This window comes from Massilia sp. UYP32 (assembly GCF_050434365.1).
Taxonomy (GTDB): Bacteria; Pseudomonadota; Gammaproteobacteria; order Burkholderiales; family Burkholderiaceae_D; genus Telluria; species Telluria timonae.
This window is the reverse complement of the sequence record NZ_JBNDIK010000008.1, coordinates 15999-36597: the sequence shown is the minus strand read 5'-3', so window position 1 is coordinate 36597 and position 20599 is coordinate 15999. Positions and strand designations below refer to the sequence as shown.

Here is a 20599-nt window from a genome sequence, read left to right as displayed (position 1 = left end):
GGTGCGAAAAATGGCGTGGTAGACATCGGTGCGAATCCTACTGCTGTTGGGGCCGGCGGAGCCGGGACGTACGGCGGAGCGTTACGCGCGTAGTAGCAGGGCAGCCAGCGATAGCGCGCCGGCGGCTGGTAGGGAGGTCGACAGATGCAGGGTGAAAGACATAATTTCGACTTTAAGGAACTCTTGGCCGTATGTCAAGCGGGAAAGTGCCGGTTGTGGAAAAGAAAGTACGGGAAATTCGCCGCGTTGATTACGTGGGTTGTTTGGCGAAAGTGTCACTTCGACGCCGTGGGGCGCACTGGCGATGCAGTTTATGCAGCTACCATGGCTGAGAACAGCGGCCGGTAGTTTGCTGCGTGGTAGCATCGAAGACGGACCTTTTTGGAGAGATTCATGACTCGCCGTTCCGTGACCGACACTGCCCGACTTCGCCTCAAGCTGTGTGGCGCCGCCGCCCTGATGCTGCTGTGCTCCGCCTGTGGCGACGGCATACCGAAGGACGAGGACGACGAGGATGGCGGCGAATCTCCCCCGCCGCAGGCCGCGCTGTCGATCCTGGCGGGCGATCCGACGATCGAGGGCACGATGGACGGCGCCGGCACGGCTGCGCGCTTCAAATGGCCGCAGGGTATTGCGATCGATGCCGATGACAATCTGTATGTCGCGGACACCGGCAACTTCGTCATTCGCAAGATCACGCCGGCAGGCGTTGTCACGACGGTGGCTGGGGCGGCCGGCACCAGCGGCTTTGTCGATGGCGACGCGGGCAATGCCCGCTTCGGTAATCCGGTGGCCGTGGCGGTGAACAGGCGCGGAACAATTTATGTCGCCGATAATCTGCGCATCCGGAGCATTACCTCCGCTGGACGCGTCAGCACGACGGCCACGATCCCCATCGGGAACAACGTCAGCGAGGGCCGGCTGGCCTCCGTGGTGCCTGGCGCGATCGCGGTCGATGCTAACTATAACCTGTTCATCACCAACAGCTACAGTACGCGCAGGATTGCGGGGGACAATACACTGATGCTGGAAGGCCAATCCGTCGTCAACAACCTGACGGGGGGGAGCCTGTTCGAGCCGCGCGGCGTGGCGGTGGACAACAACAACAACGTGTTCGTGTTCGACCTGGATCGCGAGATCAGTCGCTGGAACCCGAACGGCGTGATTGGCGTCAACAATATGATTTTCCTGGCCGGCGCGGCGAATGCCCGGGGATCGAACAACGGCGTCGGCACCGCCGCGCGCTTCGAGCAGGTGGTGGCGCTGACGGTCGACCCGCGCGGCAATGTGTATGCAGCCGATGCGATCAACAACCTGGTGCGCAGGATCACGCCGGAAGGCGTGGTCACGACGGTGGCGGGCTCGACACGGTCGACCACCCTGCGCACCGGCGACCTGCCGGGCAGCCTGGCCGACGTGCGCGGCATCGTCACGGATGGCAAGGGCAATCTGTATGTCACGTCCGGCAATGCGGTGGTCAAGATCAGGCTGCCGTAGGCGCTGACCCGCATCTTCGGATGATCGTGCAAGCTTCCCGGATGATCGAGCTACCGCGCGCCAGCGCGTGCGCTGCATACTAGCCGGAAGCGGAAGAGCCGGGATGGCCTTCCCATTCAACGATCATCAAGGAGTGCGCTATGAAATTCTTTCGATCCGATTCGGGTGGTTCGTCACGTTGGGCGGCTGCCTGGGTGTTGATGGCTGCGCTGGTCTGGTCTGCGTCTTCGGCGCGTGCCGACAGCGGCTCGGCGCAAGCGCAGGCCAACAAGGAAGCGGTTAATAAAGCATTCGCTGCCTGGGCCGCCGGCGGACGGACGTTCTTCGACGACATGCTGGCGCCGAATGTGGTCTGGACCATCAAGGGCAGCAGCCCGACCGCGCGCGTTCTTCGCGGCAAGCAGGAATTGATCGACGGTGCGGTCACGCCGCTGTCGACCCGTCTGCAGCGCCAGATTCGGCCCACGATCCGCAACCTGTGGGCCGATGGCGATCACGTCATCATCGAATGGGATGGCGAAGCGGTGGCGAAGGACGGCAAGCCTTATCGCAACAGCTATCTGTGGATCTTCCGCATGCAAGGCGGCCGCGCGACTGAGGTGACGGCCTATCTGGATCTGGCGCCGTATGACGACGTGTTGCGGCGCGTGCCGGCCTCGCAATAGGTGCGATCAGGCCGGCATCACGACAGCCTGCTTCCCATACTCGACCATGCGCCCGCCATGTTCGCGCTGCCAGGCCGCAGCAGTCGGCTGGTCCGCAAACCAGATGTGTTCATGGTCGCCGAGCGCGCCGAGATCGAGCCGGAAGCGGTCCAGCACTTCCGGCGGACGGCGGTCGATATCGCGCTTGCACGCATCCCAGGTCGCGTAGCCCAGCTCCGCGGCCAGCGTGCGGAACATGTGCTTGAGCTGCAGCGTCGTGCGTGCGTGGTAGAGCTGTGTGACGCGCACATCCGCTGTCTTTCCAGTCGCATGCACGCGGCGGACGATGGGCAAGGCCTTGCTTGGCTGGTCCGAATGAGCGCTGCGTAGCATCCCGCGGGCGTAGCGGCGCAGGAAATCGGTATTGGTGTCTGGAGGGGTGTTTCGATGGAGGCGCATGCCAAGTCCTTTTCACATGGTATTGGCCGCTCTCGCTACGGCATCAGTGAATGAACAGGGGATGAACTCCTGAAAAACGGTCACGTCGTGGACGTCGGCAGGTGCGCTGGCTTTCGCGAGAGTGGGCGTCCTGCACAGCCCGGAGCGGATGGTAGCACGAGTTTCGCGCGGTGTAGCCGCTGTGTTGCAAACATGCCATGGCAAAAAAGGCGCAACCGGTGGGTGATCGTGTTTGATACCATCCCGAAATGAACGTTACCCCTACTCACCTGGCCGCGACTCCGCGCATCCGCTATCGCCAGAATCTGGCATTGGTCCTGCTGGTCGTCACCGGCGTCATCAATTACCTGGACCGCGCCACGCTGGCCGTCGCCAATGAATTCATCCGCGCCGACCTTGGCCTCTCGCTCGGTGAGATGGGCGTGCTGCTGTCAGCCTTCTCGTGGAGCTATGCGCTGTGCCAGTTGCCGGTGGGCGCCCTGGTCGACAAGATCGGGCCGCGCTGGCTGCTCGGCGCGGGACTGGTGATCTGGTCGCTGGCACAGGCGGCGGGCGGACTCGTCTCCACCTTCGGCTGGTTCGTGCTGGCGCGCGTCGTGCTGGGCATTGGCGAGGCGCCGCAATTCCCGGCCGCGGCGCGGGTGGTGAGCAACTGGTTCCCCTTGCGTGCGCGCGGCACGCCGACCGGCATCTATAACTCGGCCTCGCCGCTGGGCTTCGCACTGGCGCCCTTGTGCCTGTCGCCGCTGATTGCCGCGACCAGCTGGCACTGGGCCTTCTTCATCACCGGCGCGCTGGGCATCGTCGCGGCCATCGTCTGGGTCATGCTGTATCGCGACCCGGTGCGCGAAGAGTTGACCGACGCCGAGCGGGCCTACCTGGATGAAGGCCAGACGCTGGAGGCCGCGCCGGCGACGGGCTTCGCGTCCTGGCGCGCGCTGTTCCGCCAGCGCGCCACCTGGGGCATGCTGCTTGGCTTCTTTGGCTCGGTGTATCTGAACTGGGTTTTCCTCACTTGGCTGCCGGGGTATCTGCGCACTGAACGTCATATGGACGTGGCCTATGTTGGTGTGGCGGCGACAATTCCCTTCCTATGCGGCTTCTTGGGTGCGCTGTCGGCTGGCTGGGCGTCGGACCAGATTACGCGCCGTGCCAAATCGGTCGTCGCGGGGCGTCGGACGGCGGTGGTGCTGTCGATGCTGGGGATGGTGGCGTTCACGGTTCCGGCTGCGCTGGTCGAGAGCAATACCGCGGCCATTGCCTGTATCTCGGTCGTCATCTTCTTGGCGAATGCGGCGTCGGCCTGTTCTTGGTCGCTGGTAACGGCGGTAGCGCCGCGTAGCCGCATTGCCTCGCTAGGCGCGATCCAGAATTTTGGCGGGTTCATTGGCGGCGCCTTGGCGCCGATCTTTACCGGCTATATCGCACAGGGTTGGTCGTTCGTGCCGGCTCTGTTGACCGGCGCCAGTATTGCGTTCCTCGGCGCAATTTCATATCAACTCTTGGTTGTGCAGCCAATTTCTGAGCAAGATTAAGAATTAGACAAGTGGGTGAGCAGTAAAAAATGCGTACAATCTAACTGCAGATAATGGATTTGCTGGAATGTTACAGATGTTTCTAGAGGTTGTTGCAAAATGCCTAGAAGGCATTTGTAAGCTCATCCGATGTTGTTATTGTTCTGCATTTAGGAGTGCAATTGACAGTGCTAACAGCGCCGTTCATTAATTATTATTAAGTATTGTCTTCCCTTTAAAATTTCACAGTCAACTATGGGTGAAAACTTGATTTCTCTAAAATCTTATGTCGCAAAGACGCTATCCGCAGTTGAAGCGCGACCAGAGCGGTCAAATCAACACGAATTCAATGGCGTACAGGGACTTAAAGCATTATTCGGACTCGCCCCGTTTAGTCGCGAAGCAGTTTTTTCGCTGAAGGGGTATTCGGAAAAATGTACTGCAGGTGTAACTTGGTATGATGCCCGGGAGTCACATGAGACTCGTACAGAACATCGATTATATTTTCAGTCCAATCCGGTAATGCAATTGGCTGAAGAGGGTGATAATATAATCATAGGGTTTGATCAAAAAAGCGTTCTTCATTTTATTTTGGTGAAATCAGGCTCTGATGAACACGGGGGGCAACTCGACAACTGGCTAAAATATTAGGGCTGTAGTTCGCCCTTCCTAAATTATGAAGAGCGATGAATAAAATAAAAAGGCAGGGAGGTTGGTTCACCTCCCTGCCTTTTTATTTTTTCAGTGAAAAATCAACTCTAATTTTCAGTGGAGAGATTATCACTTGGACGTGAGCCAATGTCCTCTAGAACGCGTTCAGATCTGATCCAGGTTGCTATTTTTTGATTCAATATTTCGATATCAAGACGCTGGGAGCCTTTAATAGCACATTCCCAAATTGTCAGAACCCTCCATCCGGCATCAACTAATTTTCCGACGTCACGTAAGTCGCGTTTTTGATTAGATCCTATTTTTTCTAACCAAAATTCCGTTCTCGAAGCGGGAACTTTAAACATATGGCATGCATGACCATGCCAAAAACATCCATGTATCAAAATTACCGCACGATATTTAGGTAAAACTATATCAGGCTTGCCAGGGAGGTCTTTTCGATGCAATCTGAATCTAAACCCAGCGGCATGCAAAATTTGACGAATTAGCAACTCTGGCTTAGTGTTCTTAGAGCGGATGGCACTCATATTTTTAGAGCGCGTCGCCCGATCATGTACGTCAGCCAATCATGCTGCCTTCGGCAAGATCGAAGTTTTAGCTTTCGCTGCCATAATATGAGGTTTCATTAATGTAGCAACAGCTTTAAAAACAGGGACTACCACAGAGTTCCCAAATTGTTTATACGCTTGAGTATCGGAAACAGGAATCTTAAAGCCAAGATCATCTTTGCTGGCATATCCCATGAGCCTAGAGCATTCTTTTGGAGTTAAGCGTCTAGGGCGGTTTTTAATATTCTCAGGGTGGTGAAGATCTAACGAGAAATTGAAGCCTCGGTCAATCAAAATTTCTGATCCATCCTTGTAATAGCGGGCAGATAATGTTCTGGTTATGTCTCCGTCTTTAACTAATCCATAACCGAAGCCGTTTCCCTTCGCCTTGTGCTTGATCGAATAATTGAACAGGTATTCCCAAAGTTTAGTGGTGAGAATATATTTTGCATCCACATCATAATCTAAAATATCGCTTAGCTCCATTTTCTTTTTTGGATGCAATTTCGTGACATTTTTGAGAGTGAAATCATGGTGAACGTCCAAGTCTTTGCGGAAGCCAACGAGGACAACGCGTTCGCGATGCTGAGGAACGAAATACTTGCCATCAATGACTTTGGGATCATTAGGGCCGTTCGAATCAATGTCGGAAACCCAATAGCCTAATTCATCTAGAGTTTCAGAGATTACTTTGAAAGTTCTTCCTTTGTCATGACTTTTTAAGTTTTTGACGTTTTCGAGTACGAAGGCGGCTGGGCGTTTCGCCGCTAAAATTCGTGCAACATCAAAAAACAAAGTGCCTTGCGTTTTGCACTCGAATCCATGCGCACGGCCAAGAGCATTTTTCTTTGAAACCCCTGCAATCGAAAACGGTTGGCAAGGAAATCCCGCTAGTAAAACGTCGTGATCAGGAATTTCTTTATCAATATTTTTGTACGCCTCTTCCTCAGAGATGCTTTCGTTTTCGCTAAGTGTGATTTTTCTTATGTCCGTATTAAACTTATGAAATTTCTCATCGGAGTAATGATTAGCCTTGTAAGTACGGACAGCGTATGGGTTCCATTCGCTAGTGAAAACGCACTGCCCCCCTATTTCATCAAATCCACGGCGAATCCCGCCGATGCCAGCAAACAAATCAATGAACTTAAAGTCATAGCCATTATTTTTTGGCGGCTGTGGTAAGAGAGCTGAAAGAATTTCAAACTCAGAATGAGTAAGCGCCGGCCCAGACGATTTTCCCTTCAGCCATCGGTTAATGGTTTCTCTGCATCGGCCATTAACTTTTTTTTGCGGGTTAAGAAATTCCGCAATTTGTTTCTGATCATAGATCTCTAAAAGTTTCCTGATTAGCAACAGGTCTTCGGATTCGTTGGTCTGCATGAGGAGTTCGGCTTGTTCGGAATAAATATGTGACATGATATCACTCATATGACCCAGCGAGGAAGAGGTAGAAACAATTAGTTCGTCTGCGCCGAAGAAAGTTCGCTAACGTGCCTAGTAACTGGTAGCGGGATGAGATCTGAAATTCTTGAGTTTGTAGCAGTTAGACTACGTAATTTTCCTTTTGGTAATGTTAGTATGAGAGTTGCTATTACTTTTACGGGGGTTGCAATTGAGGCAAGGAGTGTTGGCGGACTATTTTTTGGGCGTCGGGACAAAACTGTTGAGAGGGACGGAGATAGACCCGGCGGTGTCGCGTGGTCATGAACTGCAGGGTATAAGCGACTTTCGTATATTCTTGGGTTCTCCGAGTGGGAAAACGAGAATACCGGTCGTATATGTATGGATTAGCGACGATATGGATGAGCCGGAGAGTTTGTCGCTAACCGGTACATGGTACAACAGTCGTCGTGATCAACTACATCGAGATCCCGAGTACCGCCTTTATTATCCCGCTGCTTCTGAAGAAATTGTTTACCGCGCAAAGGCGGGTGATCGATTATTTTTGGGTTTGGCTAAAGACGGTTCCTTACTGGCCATTTTTTGCCCATGCGACAGCTCTACTGAGCAGCAATTACTTTGGCTGTTTGGATTGCAACGTAATCAGAATTATGAAATCGACCAAGTTGATTTAAGGATCGATAAAGGGCGTTCGCTAGATATCGCTGCTCGTCACGTACTTGAGTTGATTAGCGTCGAGGTACAAACTAACGAAGAACAGTTATTAGATAAACTATTAAAGAAATTTGGTGCTCTATTTCCTTCGACGTCGAAGTTTTCAGCCTTCGCCCGGGAAATTTCTGAAGATATCGATCCTGTGTTAGATCCGGATGCAGCGTTGCTAAACTGGATGGATATTGAGGAGCGGTTGTTCAGGACTTTAGAGCGTCACATCGTTGGGGAGCGACTGAAATCTGGTTTTGTCGTAAATGACCAGCCAGATGTAGATGATTTTATAAAATTTTCGTTAGGCGTTCAAAATCGTCGAAAGTCTCGAGCTGGATGGGCATTTGGAAATCACGTAGAGGCGTTACTGCAGGCCCACAATCTAAAATTTTGCAGAGAGGCGACCACGGAAAAGCGTAATGGACCAGATTTCTTATTCCCAAGTGAAGCAGCCTACCATGACCCATCATGGCCCTCTTCGTCACTGAGGATGTTAGCCGTTAAAACATCTTGCAAGGATCGATGGCGCCAAGTGCTTGCGGAAGCGAATCGTATTGATAGAAAGCATCTTTTGACTCTTGAGCCTGGAATTTCATTAGCGCAAACTAATGAAATGAATCGCTCAAATCTGCAGCTTGTAATTCCACATTCATTACATAGTTCCTTTCAATTTATTCAACGTAAGGAAATATTAACAGTTGCAGACTTTTTGAAGATGAGTCAAGAAATCTGAGTTTAATAGTAAATAAAAATGCCAGTCAAAATGACTGGCATTTTCAACGCAGATTAAAACGCGCGGCACAGTTAAGTTAATTACCTTTACACATCAATATTGCCAGCCCGCAGCGCATTAGTCTCAATGAAGTTCCTCCGCGGCTCCACTTCATCCCCCATCAGCGTCGTAAAGATCTGATCCGCCGCAATGGCATCCTCGATCTGCACTTTCAACAAACGACGCACGGTCGGATCCATCGTGGTCTCCCACAACTGCTCCGGATTCATCTCGCCCAGACCCTTGTAGCGCTGCTTGTTCACGCCACGCTCAGCCTCTTCACGCAACCACTCCATCGCCGCATGGAAGTCGCGCACAGCAAACTCCTTCATGCGCTCGCCTTCGCCGCGGCGCACGATCGCGCCGTCGCCCATCAGGCCCTGGAAGGTGGCGGCCGAATCGGCCAGCACGGTGTAGTCGGCGCCCGCCACGAAGTCGGCGTCGATCGCGGTCACCTGCACGTTGCCGTGGTAGATGCGCTCGATGCGCAGGCCGTGCTTCTCGGACAGCTCGTCCGACTTGACCTTGACCTTCACCACCGGATCGTTGATCGCCGCTTCCATCGCCTTGGCCGATGCTTCCGCGCCTTCGAGCGTGGTCAAGTCCAGCACCACGCCGCCGCTGACGATCGCGGTCAGCGCAGCGCGGTCGATCACACGCGCCAGGCGCATCATGATGGCGTTGGCCAGGTTGTACTTGCGCGCCAGCTCGGCCAGCGCCTCGCCCGTCACCGCTTCGGCGCCTTCGCGCGGAATCAGCGAAGCGGTGTTCAGCGCCACGGTCATCATGTAGCTGGCTTCTTCGATGTCATCCTTCAGGTAACGCTCGTCGCGGCCGGCCTTGACCTTGTACAGCGGCGGTTGCGCGATATAGATGTGGCCACGTTCCACCAGCTGCGGCATCTGGCGGTAGAACAGCGTCAGCAGCAGGGTACGGATGTGGGCGCCGTCGACGTCCGCATCGGTCATGATGATGATGCGGTGGTAGCGCAGCTTGTCGACGTTGAATTCGTCCGGGCCGATCGAGGTGCCGAGGGTCGCGATCAGGGTCGTGATCTGTTCCGACGACAGCATCTTCTCGAAGCGCGCCTTTTCCACGTTCAGCACCTTGCCGCGCAGCGGCAGGATCGCCTGGAACTTGCGGTCGCGGCCCTGCTTGGCCGAACCACCTGCCGAGTCACCCTCGACGATGTACAGCTCGGCCAGCGCCGGGTCGCGTTCCTGGCAGTCGGCCAGTTTGGAGGACAAGCCAAGGCCGTCCATCACGCCCTTGCGGCGGGTCAGGTCGCGCGCCTTGCGCGCCGCTTCACGGGCACGGGCGGCTTCGACGATCTTGCCGCAGATGATCTTGGCGTCGTTCGGCTTTTCCATCAGGAAGTCGGTGAGCGTCTTGGCGACGATTTCCTCGACCGGGCCGCGCACCTCCGACGACACCAGTTTATCCTTGGTCTGCGACGAGAACTTCGGCTCAGGCACTTTAACCGACAGCACGCAGGTCAGGCCTTCGCGCATATCGTCGCCCGAGATCTCGACCTTGGCCTTCTTGGCGAAGTCGTTCTCGTCGATGTACTTGTTGATCACGCGCGTCATCGCCGCGCGCAGGCCGGTCAGGTGGGTGCCGCCGTCGCGCTGCGGGATGTTGTTGGTGAAGCACAGCACCTGCTCGTTGAACGAATCGTTCCACTGCATCGAGACGTCGACCGAGATATTCGTGTTCTGGTCCGACATGCGGTCGCCGGTTGCCTGGAACACGGTCGGGTGCAGGACGGTCTTCGACTTGTTGATGTACTCGACGAAGCCGCGGGTGCCGCCCTCGAAGGCGAACAGCTCTTCCTTGCCGGTGCGCTGGTCGGAGAGCTTGATGCTGACGCCATTGTTCAGGAACGACAGTTCGCGGATACGCTTGGACAAGATCTCGTAGTGGAACTCCACCAGCGTGAAGATCGTTTCGTCGGCCCAGAAATGCACCTCGGTGCCGCGCTTGTCGGTCTCGCCGATCACCTTCATCGGCGAGACCTCGAAGCCGTCGCGCATCTCGATCAGGCGATCGACCGGTACGCCGCGCGTGAATTCCATCTGGTGCACCTTGCCGTTCTGGCGCACGGTCACGCGCAGCAGCTTCGACAGTGCGTTCACGCAAGACACGCCGACGCCGTGCAGGCCGCCCGATACCTTATAGGAGTTCTGGTTGAACTTGCCGCCGGCGTGCAGCTCGGTCAGGGCAATCTCGGTGGCCGAGCGTTTTGGCTCGTGCTTGTCGTCCATCTTGACGCCGGTCGGAATGCCGCGGCCGTTGTCGGCGATCGAAATCGAGTTGTCGGAGTGGATCGTGACGTGGATCTCGGTGCAGAAACCGGCCAGCGCTTCGTCGATCGAATTGTCGAGGACTTCGAACACCAGGTGGTGCAGGCCGGTGCCGTCCGACGTGTCGCCGATATACATGCCCGGACGCTTGCGCACCGCTTCCAAACCCTCCAGGATCTGGATCGAGGACGCGCCGTAATCATCCGCCTGTGGGGCGGGCTTTTCTGCTGGGATATTCTCGGACATGGACTGCTTTCTATAAGACTATCTAGTTCAGGCAAATGCATACGGGCCGCCGGAGCGGCCCGCGCGACGCGTCAGATGCGCATCGGCATGACGACGTACTTGAAGTCGCCATTGTCGGGAATCGAGATCAGGGCCGACGAATTCGAGTCGCCCAGGGCGATGTTCACCTGGTCGCACTTCAGGTTGTTCAGCACGTCGAGCAGGTAGGTGACGTTGAAGCCGATGTCGATCGCGTCGCCGCCGTAGTCGATCTCGAGTTCTTCGACCGCTTCTTCCTGGTCTGCATTGGTCGAGCTGATCTTCATGACGCCCGGCTCGATGATGCAGCGCACGCCCTTGAATTTATCGCTGGTCATGATCGCGGCGCGCTGCAGCGAACGCAGCAGTTCATCGCGGCTGATCGTGAAGTCGTTCTTGTAACCCTTCGGGATCACGCGGGTGTAGTCAGGGAACTTGCCCTCAACCAGTTTCGAGACCAGCTCGATGTCGGCGAAGGTCAGTTTCACCTGCGAGGCCGCGATGTCCAGGCGCACGGTTTCATCGCTTTCTTCCAGCAGGCGCTGCAGCTCGATGATGGTCTTGCGCGGGATGATGACTTCCTGGCGCTCGAACTGCTGCTCGGTCTCCACCTGGCAGAACGCGAGGCGGTGGCCGTCCGTTGCCACGGCAATGATGTTACTGCCGTCCAGCACCAGCAGCAAGCCGTTCAGGTAGTAACGGATGTCCTGCTGGGCCATCGAGAAGTACACCATATTGAACAGGTGCTTCAGCGTTTTCTGCGGCAGGGTCACCGAGGCGTTGTAGCTGTCGGCCACCGAGACGGTCGGGAATTCCTCGGCCGCCAGGGTCTGCAGCGCGAAGCGCGACTTGCCGCTCTGGACCGCCAGGCGCTTGTTCTGCAGGGTCATGGTGACGTCGCCCGATTCCGGCAGCGCGCGCAGGATGTCGAGCAGTTTACGCGCGGCCACCGTGGTGCCGGTCACGTCGTCGCCCGAGCCGATATTGGCGTGCGTGGTGATCTGCACTTCGGTGTCGGTCGACAGGAAGGACACGCTCTCGCCGGTCTTGCGAATGAGGATATTGGCCAGAATCGGCATAGTGTGCCGACGCTCGACAATACCACTCACGATCTGCAGTGGCCGGAGAAGCGTATCTCGGGTGGTTTTGACCAATTGCATAGTTATCCTCAGTACGTTTGAAAGGTGGTGTGTTACTAAAGCGATATTGTGCCATTGCCTGAGGCAAACACAAATATTCCGCTCAAGGGCAGAAAATCAACCCTTGAGCGTCTGTTCCAGCACGTGCAGCTCGTGGTTGCACTCTGGATTCTTCTGGCGGTCGCCAGCAATCTTGCGCACCGCGTGCAACACGGTCGTGTGGTCGCGGCCGCCGAACAGTTCGCCGATTTCGGGCAGACTCTTTTGCGTGAGTTCTTTTGCCAGGTACATGGCGATCTGGCGCGGACGGGCGATGTTCGCCGGCCGGCGCTTCGAATACATGTCCGCGACCTTGATGTTGAAGAAGTCGGCCACCGTCTTCTGGATGTTTTCCACAGAGATTTGACGGTTCTGCACCGACAGCAAATCCTTGAGCGCTTCCTTGACCACGTCGATGGTGATGTCCTTGCCGTGGAAGCGCGAGTAGGCCAGGATCTTGCGCAGCGCGCCTTCCAGCTCACGGACGTTGGAGCGCAGGTGCTTGGCCACGAAGAAGGCGACGTCGTCCGACAGGGTCACGTCCTCGGACTGCGCCTTTTTCAAGAGGATCGCCACGCGCATCTCGAGCTCGGGCGGCTCGATCGCCACCGTCAGGCCGGAATCGAAGCGCGAGATCAGCCGGTCGTCCATGCCCGTGATCTCTTTTGGATACGTATCCGAGGTGATGATGATCTGCTTCTTGGCCGCGATCAGCGCCTCGAACGCATAGAAGAACTCTTCCTGCGTCCGGCTCTTGCCACCGAAGAATTGAATATCGTCGATGAGCAGCATGTCGAGCGAGTGGTAATAGTGCTTGAAATCGTCGAAGCCCTTGCGTTGATAGGCGGTGACGACGTCGCGCACGTACTGCTCGGCGTGGATGTAGCGGATGCGCGCGTTCGGCTGGTCGGCCATGACCTGGTTGCCGATCGCATGGATCAGGTGGGTCTTGCCGAGACCGACGCCGCCGTAGAAGAACAGCGGGTTGTACGACACGCCCGGGTTGTTGGCGACCTGGATCGCGGCGGCGCGCGCCAGCTGGTTGGCCTTACCGGTCACGAAGCTGTCGAACGTCAGCTCGGTGTTGATGCGGCTTTGTTCGCGCTTGGGCGAGTTGGCGATGTTCAGGTTCTGGGTCGGGCTCGGGCTGGCGGACGGGCTCGGGTTGTCGGCGCCAGGCGCAGGGCGCGGCGCATTGAAATCGACCGTGGCCGAATTGCCGGACGCGCTCGTGTCTGCCACCTTGCGGGCAGGATTGTTCTTTGGGTCGAGCACGAACTGCACCTCGACCGGCGCTTCCCAGTACTGGGCCGCCAGTTCGGTGATGCGAGTGGCGAACTGCGTCTTGACCCAGTCGAGCTTGAAGCGGTTGGGCGCAGCGATGCGCAGCTTGCCGTCTTCGTAGTCGAGGGCCACCAGCGGTTTGATCCACGCGCTGAATTGCTGCGGCGTGAGCTCGAGCTCAAGCTGCGCGGATGCTGACTGCCAAAAATTTTCCATACTTCGCTTTTGATTCGTAACACGCTATTTTACCTGTCTCGGCCGAAGTTATCCACAGGCGCTGCACATATTTTCCACCGAAACGGCAAGCCGGGGCGACCTCTTGCCAAGCTGGAAAGCTCGCACGATGGCGCTTGGCGAAACAACACCTGCCTTGACATGAGGGTGCGAAGTAGAGTCTAATTCAGGGTTCCCCGTCCGTGCGCCATGCCAGGCTGTGATTTTTCAGCGGCTGGTGGTTGGGCGACGAAAGACTTGCTGTGGCGTGACGCTGGTTTAACCTCGAGCGAAACTGTCATCGGCGCCGAATCTGACACGACGTCAGACCCGATTTTGCATCTTATTTTGCTTTAAGCGAGACCACCATGAAACGTACTTACCAACCTTCCGTCGTCCGTCGCAAGCGCACGCACGGCTTCCGCGCACGTATGGCTACCCGTGGTGGCCGTCAAGTCCTGAACGCTCGCCGCGCCAAGGGCCGCAAGCGTCTGGCTGTCTAAGTCACGCACCGCAGATCGATTGCGGTCGGTGATGACAGGCGAAGGTTCGCACGACTTCGCGCGCGTTCGGCGCATCGTTAAAACGGATGAATTTTCATCCGTTTTTCGTTTGCGGCCGACGCAAAAAACGGCGCATTTCGTGCTCTACACGCGTCCGAACGACCTGCCGCATGCGCGGCTGGGCGTCGTTGCGGCCAAGCGTTTCGCGCCGCGCGCGGTGACCCGCAATACGATCAAGCGCATGACGCGCGAGCTGTTCCGTACGAGCAGCCTGGCGCCGGTCGATTGCATCGTCCGCCTGTCGCGTCCCGTCAACGCCAAGGATGGCCCGGCCACCACGCGCGCCCTGAAGGCCGAGTTGAAAGTGGAACTGGCGCGCCTGTTCGCTTCCCAGAAGCCGCGCCCTGCGCGGGCCAGCTCGCCATGAAGACGCTGCTCGTCTGGTTGCTTCGCGGCTACCAGCTGCTGCTGTCCCCCATGCTCGGGCCGCGTTGCCGCTTCTATCCCAGCTGTTCCAATTACGCAATCGAAGCGCTGCGCGTCCATGGCGCCGCACGCGGTTCCTGGCTGGCCGCGCGCCGCGTGGGCCGCTGCCATCCGTGGAACGCGGGTGGCGTCGACCCGGTGCCGCCCAAAGACGGCGGCCCCAAGGAATCCCATTCAGCCGCTTGCGGTTGCAACCACTCCTGAAGACTCCAATGGAATTCAATAAACGTACTGTCCTGTGGATCGTGTTCGCCATCTCCCTGATTGTTCTCTGGAACAATTGGATGGTGGCTAACGGCAAGCAGTCGCTGTTCTCGGCGCAACCGCCGGCGCAAGTCGCTCAGCAGAATAAACCGTCGGACGTGCCGGCTGCCGCGCAGCCGGGCAGCGCCGCCGTGCCGGGTACTCCGGCGGCCGCGGCTACCGCCGTGCCCGGTGCTCCCGCCGCGCCGGCTGCGCCAGTCAGCCAGATCGTCACCGTCACCACCGACGTGGTGAAAGTCGACATCGACTCGGTCGGCGGTGTCATCAAGCGCCTCGAGCTGCTGCACTATCCGGATCACTTCGACAAGACCAAGAACCAGGTCCTGTTCAATGTGAACGGCCCGAACGTCTACCTGGGCCAGACCGGCCTGATCGGCACCAGCGCCGCCGGCGTGCTGCCGAACCACACCACGCCGTTCACCGTCAAGTCGGCGCAGACCACGCTGGGCGGCAACAACCAGGCGCAGGTCGTGCTGGAAGCCGAGCAGGGCGGCGTGCGCCTGACCAAGACGCTGACCTTCCGCAAGGGCGACTACCTGGTCGGCGTGCGTCATGACGTCACCAACATCAGCGCCGCGCCGGTCCAGCCATCGCTGTACCTGCAGCTGCAGCACGACGGCAACAAGCCGGCCACCGATTCCTGGTTCATGCCGAGCTACACCGGCCCGACCCTGTACACCGACGCCGACAAGTACCAGAAGCTGACCTTCGAGGAAATCGAAAAAGGCAAGGCCGACCACTCGACCAAGGCGGATAACGGCTGGGTCGCGATCTCGCAGCACTTCTTCGTCTCGGCCTTCATCCCGGCCGACAAGGCGCCGCGCGACATCTTCACCAAGAAGATCGCCAACAACCTGTATGCGATCGGCACCGTGCAATCGCTGGGCAACGTGGCGCCCGGCGCGACCGTGTCGACCGACACCCGCCTGTATTCGGGTCCGCAGGACGAGCAGATCCTGGAAACCATCACCCCGGGCCTGGAGCTGGTGAAGGACTACGGCATGCTGACCGTGATCGCCAAGCCGATCTTCTGGGTGATGACCCAGCTGCATTCGATGCTGGGCAACTGGGGCTGGACCATCGTCGCCCTGACCATCCTGATCAAGCTGGCCTTCTTCCCGCTGTCGGCCGCCGGCTACCGCAGCATGGCCAAGATGCGCGTCGTGACGCCGAAGATGCAGGCGATCCGCGAACGCTACAAGAGCGACCCGGCCAAGATGCAGCAGGCCACCATGGAGCTGTACAAGACCGAGAAGATCAACCCGCTGGGCGGCTGCCTGCCGATCCTGGTGCAGATGCCGGTGTTCTTCGCCCTGTACTGGGTGCTGCAGGCATCGGTCGAGATGCGCGGCGCGCCATGGGTCCTGTGGATCCAGGATCTGACCCAGCCCGACCCGTACTTCATCCTGCCGGTGATCTACGCGGTGTCGATGTACATCACGACCAAGCTGAACCCGCAGCCGACCGATCCGGTGCAGGCCAAGATGATGCTGTTCATGCCGATCGCGTTCTCGGTGGTGTTCTTCTTCTTCCCGTCCGGCCTGGTGCTGTACTGGGTGGTCAACAACATCCTGTCGATCGCCCAGCAATGGGTCATCACCCGCAAGTTCGAGAGCGGCGCGGCCAAGTAATTCGCAGCCTTCTCGTGAAAAGCCCGCGCTTCGAAAGCGCGGGCTTTTTGTTTTTGAAGATCCCGTATCCCTTACAATCGCCCCCATGAAACTCGATACATCACCCATCGCCGCCATCGCCACCGCTCCGGGCCGCGGCGGCATCGGCGTCGTGCGCGCCTCCGGCAAATCGCTCGCCTTCCTGGTCGACGCCCTGTTCCCCGGCGTGACGCTGGCGCCGCGCCACGCGACCTACATCCCGTTCAAGGCCGCCAACGGCGACATCATCGACGAGGGTCTGGCCCTGTACTTCAAGGGACCGCATTCCTATACCGGCGAGGACGTGCTCGAACTGCAGGGCCACGGCGGCCCGGTGGTGCTGCAGATGCTGCTGGCGCGCGTGCTGGAAGCCGGCGCGGCTTCAAGCCTGCGCCTGGCCGAGCCGGGCGAGTTCACGCGCCGCGCTTTTCTGAACGATAAACTCGACCTGGCCCAGGCCGAGGCGGTGGCCGACCTGATCGACGCCTCCACCGAAGCCGCCGCCAAGTCGGCCTCGCAATCGCTGTCGGGCGCCTTCTCGCAAGTGGTGCACAAGCTGGTCGACGGCACGATCAATCTGCGCATGCTGGTCGAGGCCACGCTCGACTTCCCGGAAGAAGAAATCGACTTCCTCGAAAAGTCGAACGCGCGCGGCCAGCTGGCCGGCATAATCGAAGCGCTGGAGAACGTGTTCCGCCAGGCGGCGCAGGGCGCGCTGCTGCGCGAAGGGCTGAACGTGGTGCTGGTCGGGCAGCCCAATGTTGGCAAGTCCTCACTCCTGAACGCGCTGGCCGGGGCCGAGGTGGCGATCGTCACCCCGATCGCCGGCACCACGCGCGACAAGGTGAGCGAGACGATCCAGATCGAGGGCATCCCGCTCAACATCATCGACACCGCAGGCATCCGCGCAGTGAGCGAAGAGATCGACGTGGTCGAGCGCATCGGCATCGAGCGCACCTGGGGAGAAGTCGGCAAGGCCGACGTGATCCTGCACCTGCTGGACGCGAATCTCGGCCCGAGCGCGGCCGACGAAGCGATCGTCGCGGCCTTCCCTCCCAACGTGCCGGTGGTGCGCATCTGGAACAAGATCGACCTGTCGGGGCACAAGCCGTCGAAGGACGAGAGCGCGGACGCCGTTCACCTGTATCTGTCGGCGCACGAAAAGCTCGGCATCGACCTGCTGCGCGCCGAACTGCTGCGCATCGCCGGCTGGCAGCAGACCGGCGAATCGCTGTACCTGGCGCGCGAGCGTCACCTGATCGCGCTGCGCGCCGCGCGCGAACACCTGGAGCTGGCGCGCCAGCATGCGATGCAGGACGACCAGTCGCTCGACCTGTTCGCAGAGGAGTTGAGGTTGGCGCAAGACCATCTGTCGAGCATCACCGGGCAATTCACGCCGGACGATCTGCTGGGCGTGATCTTCAGCCGCTTCTGTATCGGCAAGTAACGGTCAACAAGCGTCCAGCCGGCTCGTGGTAGGCTTGGAATATGGATCAATACAAGCCACCCCATCCCGCCGCGCCGATGCGGCGCACGGTCGCCAGGCTGGCCGCCATCGCGGTCGGCGCCAGCCTGCTGGCGTCCTGCTCCAGCCTGATCGGCCCGCGCCAGGTCGAGGTCCCGCTGCACAAGCTGCAGGCCGGACTGGACAAGCGCTTCCCCGTCAACGAGCGCCTGCTGGAACTGTTCGACATCCAGCTCACCCGTCCGCAACTGGCGATCCAGCCCGAGGATGACCGCGTCGCGCTGGCCGTCGAGGCCTTGGTCGCGCCGCCGTTCGCGCGCGCCTGGACCGGCAACATCGCGTTTTCCGGGCGCCTGTACATCGATCCGGGCCGCGCTGCCGTCATGATGGCCGAGCCGCGCGTCGATCGCCTGCAGCTCGGCAACCCCGAGGCGGAGCGTCACCTGACCCGCGTCGCCAACGGCCTGATCGACACCGTCGCGCGCGACATGCCGGTCTACACCTTCGAGCAGAAAGACTTGCGCTATGCGGGCGTGCAATTCGTTCCCACGCGGATCCAGACCACGCGCAGCGGCCTGGTCGTGACGCTCGAGCCGGCAAAATAAGCCGGCGTACACAAGCGTGCACGCCGACAGTTGGCTTTACACTACGATTTTTGGCGGTGCATTGTGGCTCATGCAGCGACAAACGTTGCACGCATGTCAAATCGCTCCCCGGGAGCCGGACAGGGGATTGCACCCGCCTGGCATTGGGCGCACACTGATATGCAACGAAAGTCGTGATGGGTTCGCCTGTCGCGGTCCGGCTTGCGCTTTCTCATGCGCACGGAGTTCCGCTGAAGTAATCTTTCTCTGACTAAAGGCTGCCGTATCAGGGGGTGGATCTTGGAAACGACACACGAGAGTCTTCCGGACAGTGGGCTGCCCGCCGAGCCGCCGGTGGCCGTCTCAATTGCCTCCACAGGCAGCATGCCGACCCGCGCCAGTCTTCCGGCCAAGGGTTCGTGCTGGTACTGCGAAAAGCCGCTCGACAGCGTGCGGCGCTTTTGCGGCAAGTCCTGCGCCGATTCATTCGACGAAGAAGCCGAGTTCACGCGCTGATGGCGCGCTGCGCAGTCAGCGTGGTCAGCGCGGGCCGGCCTGCTCCAGCAGCGCCAGCGCGTTTTCGAAATCGAAGCGCCTGAGCGCCGCGTCGAACGCCGCCACCTTCTCGCTTCCCATGCCCGCCAGCAGGCGCGGACGCAGTTGCGCGGCCAGGTCCGGCGCGCGCCCGTCGCCGATGTCGAGCATGTCGCGCAGGCGCGCCAGGTCGTCGCGCGCGGCCGGCGAGTTTGCCTGCACCTGCGCCGGCGTTTCAGGCGCAGCCAGCAGCACGTCGACTTCCGCCAGCGCCCGCGCCAGCTCCTCGTCCAGCGCCGCGATCAGCGCCAGCGGCGCCGCGCCGCCGGCCTTCAGCGCCAGTTCGACGTCCAGCGCCAGCCGGCGCAGCCGGTTCGCTTCGATCATCCCCGCCGCGCCCTTGAGCGTGTGGGCGATGCGGTGGGCCAGCACGGCGTCGCCGGCATCCAGCGCCGCGTGCAGGCGCGCCGCGAGGTCGCGGTAGTCGCCGGCGAAGCGTCCCAGTACGCGCAGGAACAGCGCGCGGTCATCCATTACCCGCTCCAGTCCGGCCGCGAAGTCGATGGCCGGCGCGCCGGGCGCCGCCGCTGCGCCGCTCACCGCGTCGTGAACGACCAGGCGCGCGACACCGCCGCGCCATTGACCGTACCGGTGAAATTGACCTCGTAGGTCGTGGCCGCGCGCAGCGGGAGCACGGGGATGATGGAGGCCGCGGTCGGCTGCCCGAGCGGATCGACGCGCAGCACCTGCAGGTCGGCGCCGCCGCGCGGGCGCACCGTGAAGCTGCCGACCGCCAGCGTCGAATCGAGATTGGTGTGCACGCTGATCGGATACCCCACCTCGTTGCGGTCGGGGACCGGGTCCGGTTCCTCGGTGTCGCTCAGGAAGTTGGGCGCGACCCCGGTCTGGCCGTTGAAGGGCCAGGTGACGATCGCGCCGCGCGCGATGCCGGGGCCGTAGCCGTTGCGGCTGGCGAAATCGGCGGTGAAATAGTGGTAGCCGCGGCTGGCGCTGGCGGCGCCGGTGCCGATCTCGCGGAACATCGGCTCGAAGATCACGAAACGGTGATAGATCGCCGTGATCAGTTCTTCGGTCATGAAGAAGCCCGAGCCGTTGTTGCTGCCGGAAATCACCTCGCCATAGGCGAAACCGCGCGTCCGATCCAGCGTGTAGCCGGCCGCGTTCAGGCGATCTTCCAGCTTGGCGCCGGTGAATCCCTGGAGGCCCGGCTTCTGGTCGTGGCTCATCAGGTTGTTGATGCGCAGGTATTCGGAGTGCCCGAGCGCGGCATTGTCGATCTGCGCGTTCTGGCTGACCGTCGGCACGCCGGCCTGGGCGCGCCGGTAGTTGATCCAGTTGCGGCCATCGACGGCGATATTGCCGGTCAGGGTGGGGGCATCCGCGGCCGGCGTGGGCGCGGGCGCGGTGGGGCTTGGCGTGACCGCCAGGCCGCCACCGGATTCGCCCGTCGGACTGCCGCCGCCACCGCCGCCGCATGCACTCAGGGCCAGGGCGGCGCCCAGGATCGCGGCAATCGACTGCCAGCGTGGCGTATAGCTCATCTTGCAACTCCTGTCAATACATAAGCGTGGGGCATCATTCTAGGCCAAAAACAGGGATCGTGACCGCCGCTGCAACCATCGCGCAGCACCCTTGCAGG

20 protein-coding genes are annotated in these 20599 nt (G+C 59.5%); 12 read left to right on the top strand and 8 right to left on the bottom strand.

From position 1 onward, the window contains the following. The first annotated feature begins 393 nt into the window (after positions 1–393). Positions 394–1497, top strand: coding sequence for a hypothetical protein (locus ABIB42_RS07935; RefSeq protein ID WP_219861703.1), 1104 nt, complete (start codon positions 394–396; stop codon positions 1495–1497). 140 nt (positions 1498–1637) lie between these two features. Then, positions 1638–2162: a nuclear transport factor 2 family protein gene (locus ABIB42_RS07930; RefSeq protein ID WP_429248195.1), complete on the top strand. Its 525-nt coding sequence runs from the start codon at positions 1638–1640 to the stop codon at positions 2160–2162. A gap of 6 nt (positions 2163–2168) precedes the next feature. On the opposite strand, the gene ABIB42_RS07925 is transcribed toward ABIB42_RS07930, so the two are convergent. Further along, the gene (locus tag ABIB42_RS07925) at positions 2169–2600 is read right to left on the bottom strand and encodes a hypothetical protein (RefSeq protein ID WP_005664560.1); all 432 of its coding nucleotides are present in this window, start codon (positions 2598–2600) and stop codon (positions 2169–2171) included. Between the two features lie 248 nt (positions 2601–2848). Here ABIB42_RS07925 and ABIB42_RS07920 point away from each other — a divergent pair, with 248 nt between their 5' ends. Beyond that, entirely contained in the window at positions 2849–4135 is a 1287-nt protein-coding gene (locus tag ABIB42_RS07920) for an MFS transporter (RefSeq protein ID WP_429248194.1), read from the top strand. A 234-nt stretch (positions 4136–4369) separates the two neighbouring features. Further along, positions 4370–4765: a type II restriction endonuclease gene (locus ABIB42_RS07915; protein ID WP_429248193.1), complete on the top strand. Its 396-nt coding sequence runs from the start codon at positions 4370–4372 to the stop codon at positions 4763–4765. Between the two features lie 107 nt (positions 4766–4872). Here ABIB42_RS07915 and ABIB42_RS07910 read toward each other — a convergent pair whose 3' ends face one another. Next, on the bottom strand, positions 4873–5352 hold the full coding sequence (locus ABIB42_RS07910) for a very short patch repair endonuclease (RefSeq protein ID WP_429248192.1): 480 nt from the start codon (positions 5350–5352) through the stop codon (positions 4873–4875). After that, the gene (gene dcm / locus ABIB42_RS07905; RefSeq protein WP_429248191.1) at positions 5353–6750 is read right to left on the bottom strand and encodes a DNA (cytosine-5-)-methyltransferase; all 1398 of its coding nucleotides are present in this window, start codon (positions 6748–6750) and stop codon (positions 5353–5355) included. Between the two features lie 382 nt (positions 6751–7132). Between dcm and ABIB42_RS07900 the strand changes: the two genes are divergently transcribed. Next, positions 7133–8173 carry a type II restriction endonuclease gene (locus ABIB42_RS07900; RefSeq protein WP_429248190.1) on the top strand — a complete coding sequence of 347 codons (1041 nt, stop codon included), beginning with the start codon at positions 7133–7135 and terminating at the stop codon, positions 8171–8173. Between the two features lie 86 nt (positions 8174–8259). On the opposite strand, the gene gyrB is transcribed toward ABIB42_RS07900, so the two are convergent. From gyrB to dnaA, 3 genes are all read right to left on the bottom strand, one after another. Beyond that, positions 8260–10761 carry a DNA topoisomerase (ATP-hydrolyzing) subunit B gene (gene gyrB, locus ABIB42_RS07895; RefSeq protein WP_429248189.1) on the bottom strand — a complete coding sequence of 834 codons (2502 nt, stop codon included), beginning with the start codon at positions 10759–10761 and terminating at the stop codon, positions 8260–8262. Positions 10762–10832: 71 nt separating this feature from the next. Beyond that, positions 10833–11939, bottom strand: coding sequence for a DNA polymerase III subunit beta (dnaN, locus tag ABIB42_RS07890; RefSeq protein WP_005664571.1), 1107 nt, complete (start codon positions 11937–11939; stop codon positions 10833–10835). 96 nt (positions 11940–12035) lie between these two features. Continuing rightward, positions 12036–13457 (bottom strand): chromosomal replication initiator protein DnaA, encoded by a 1422-nt coding sequence (gene dnaA, locus ABIB42_RS07885; protein ID WP_005664573.1) that lies wholly within the window; start codon positions 13455–13457, stop codon positions 12036–12038. A gap of 365 nt (positions 13458–13822) precedes the next feature. Between dnaA and rpmH the strand changes: the two genes are divergently transcribed. The 7 genes from rpmH to ABIB42_RS07850 all read left to right on the top strand — a co-directional run bounded on the left by rpmH (position 13823) and on the right by ABIB42_RS07850 (position 18921). Then, the gene (gene rpmH, locus ABIB42_RS07880; RefSeq protein ID WP_040378179.1) at positions 13823–13957 is read left to right on the top strand and encodes a 50S ribosomal protein L34; all 135 of its coding nucleotides are present in this window, start codon (positions 13823–13825) and stop codon (positions 13955–13957) included. 31 nt (positions 13958–13988) lie between these two features. Then, positions 13989–14384, top strand: a complete 396-nt coding sequence (gene rnpA, locus ABIB42_RS07875) for a ribonuclease P protein component (protein ID WP_005664575.1) — start codon at positions 13989–13991, stop codon at positions 14382–14384. Then, complete coding sequence (yidD, locus tag ABIB42_RS07870; RefSeq protein ID WP_005664577.1) at positions 14381–14647, top strand: membrane protein insertion efficiency factor YidD; 267 nt, start codon at positions 14381–14383, stop codon at positions 14645–14647. The genes rnpA and yidD overlap by 4 nt, the downstream gene beginning before the upstream one ends. 8 nt (positions 14648–14655) lie before the next feature. Continuing rightward, entirely contained in the window at positions 14656–16338 is a 1683-nt protein-coding gene (yidC, locus tag ABIB42_RS07865; protein ID WP_429248188.1) for a membrane protein insertase YidC, read from the top strand. Positions 16339–16423: 85 nt separating this feature from the next. Then, positions 16424–17803, top strand: coding sequence for a tRNA uridine-5-carboxymethylaminomethyl(34) synthesis GTPase MnmE (mnmE, locus tag ABIB42_RS07860; RefSeq protein ID WP_219861691.1), 1380 nt, complete (start codon positions 16424–16426; stop codon positions 17801–17803). Between the two features lie 41 nt (positions 17804–17844). Next, positions 17845–18426 carry a DUF1439 domain-containing protein gene (locus ABIB42_RS07855; protein WP_005664581.1) on the top strand — a complete coding sequence of 194 codons (582 nt, stop codon included), beginning with the start codon at positions 17845–17847 and terminating at the stop codon, positions 18424–18426. A gap of 363 nt (positions 18427–18789) precedes the next feature. Next, the gene (locus ABIB42_RS07850) at positions 18790–18921 is read left to right on the top strand and encodes a hypothetical protein (protein WP_267873230.1); all 132 of its coding nucleotides are present in this window, start codon (positions 18790–18792) and stop codon (positions 18919–18921) included. Positions 18922–18945: 24 nt separating this feature from the next. Here the strand turns inward: ABIB42_RS07850 and ABIB42_RS07845 are convergent, their stop codons facing one another. Beyond that, positions 18946–19539 carry an Hpt domain-containing protein gene (locus ABIB42_RS07845; RefSeq protein WP_229520304.1) on the bottom strand — a complete coding sequence of 198 codons (594 nt, stop codon included), beginning with the start codon at positions 19537–19539 and terminating at the stop codon, positions 18946–18948. Continuing rightward, positions 19536–20501 carry a CAP domain-containing protein gene (locus ABIB42_RS07840; protein ID WP_219861689.1) on the bottom strand — a complete coding sequence of 322 codons (966 nt, stop codon included), beginning with the start codon at positions 20499–20501 and terminating at the stop codon, positions 19536–19538. The genes ABIB42_RS07845 and ABIB42_RS07840 overlap by 4 nt, the downstream gene beginning before the upstream one ends. Between the last annotated feature and the right edge of the window lie 98 nt (positions 20502–20599).